This is a genomic window from Citreicella sp. C3M06, from assembly GCF_018860705.1.
Lineage (GTDB): Bacteria > Pseudomonadota > Alphaproteobacteria > Rhodobacterales > Rhodobacteraceae > Salipiger.
The window spans coordinates 1-1,186 of record NZ_JAHKQA010000027.1 but is presented as its reverse complement, the minus strand read 5'-3'; the positions used below and the strand labels follow the sequence as shown (position 1 = coordinate 1,186).

Genomic DNA, 1,186 nt, shown 5'->3' with positions numbered 1-1,186 from the left:
AACCACCGCGTGTGCGCGCCGAATTCGGGACAGGGGCGACCTTGAGCGGCCATTGAAGGACACCGAGGGACATTCGCGGCCATTGGGGGACATCGGGGCGAAAAGGAGGGTCTGCACTCCCACCCCGTGCAGACCCTCCTATTTCCCCGGGTCTTCCATATCATTGTTTTCATTATATTTATCGAATGTCCCGCGCTCCTCAAGCTCGAGGCAGTAGCGACGCCAGTTCTCCAGCATCTCGTCGGCGATGTTCTTGAAACGCAAGATGTCGAGCGCCGTCGTCGTCCAGTGACCGCTTTTGAGATTGCCGCCGAGGATGCCCGTCGCGAGGTAGCGACGAACCTGCTTTGCAGACCTGTTGAGTTCGGCCGCTGCTTCCGCGGCGGTGAAAGTTTCATCCGGGGGAAAGATCATGATGGTCTCCAGATTGCGTTGATCTGGAGGGGAATTGGTTCCGATGTGGGGTGCTCGGAAAAACTATCGGAAGTCTGGCTCCGGACCTTGAATCCTCGCGGTCTTTGAACGCCCCCCAACATCCACAACACCGTTTCGGCCAACGGCCGATCCATGTTGATTGTTCGATCTTGGTCCAGTGGATCGCCTGGGTTGAAGACCTCGACATTGGCTCGTCGCTCGGCCGCGACCACGCAGTCATCGCACAAATCTTCTCGGCAGCGAGTGGGGCGCGTGCCACGCTTGCTCGTCATCGCGAGGGTAACCGGCGCGACGCCCGGTTGGTCCGGGCAATCGCCCCTCACGAACGACGAAAACTTCCGGTTCGAAGGCAGCGTCTGCTCCGCCAACTTCGCCGGGCCATAGGGGAAGCACCGGCCCATTAAGCGCGGAACCCTCCGAGGGTCACCGCTTCAGACAGGTGTTGCAAGCGATCTGAAGGCAACGGATCATACGCATCTCTTCATGGGAGGAGACCGGCCGCAGAGGCGTCACTTCGTAAGTATCGCGGCCGGGCTCGAGAGCGACTTGGTAGCCGAGACGCAACAACAAATCGCCCGCCTCGGCGCGAATTTTCCGGCGCTGATCGCGATCGCTACCGACACCCTGGACTACGATGAAGGCGAGATGATCTGGCGGACCAAAATGCGCCTGAGCAGAGATCCTCAAATGCATGACACCCCGATGCGAGGACCGCAGAGCGGTCTCGATCCAACCTAGGGTCAGGATTCAT

At 59.7% G+C, this 1,186-nt stretch carries 2 protein-coding genes; one reads left to right on the top strand and one right to left on the bottom strand.

The genetic code is table 11. The annotated features are described in order from the left end of the window. Positions 1-138: 138 nt before the first annotated feature. Complete coding sequence (locus KO516_RS05440; protein WP_216002789.1) at positions 139-414, bottom strand: hypothetical protein; 276 nt, start codon at positions 412-414, stop codon at positions 139-141. 567 nt (positions 415-981) lie between these two features. On the opposite strand from KO516_RS05440, the gene KO516_RS05435 reads away from it, so the two are divergent. Then, on the top strand, positions 982-1,173 hold the full coding sequence (locus KO516_RS05435; RefSeq protein WP_216002788.1) for a hypothetical protein: 192 nt from the start codon (positions 982-984) through the stop codon (positions 1,171-1,173). Positions 1,174-1,186: the final 13 nt, after the last annotated feature.

Excerpts from the sequence above, each read along its gene's own strand:
- KO516_RS05440 (WP_216002789.1), bottom strand. The coding sequence starts at position 414 with ATGATCTTTCCCCCGGATGAAACTTTCACCGCCGCGGAAGCAGCGGCC.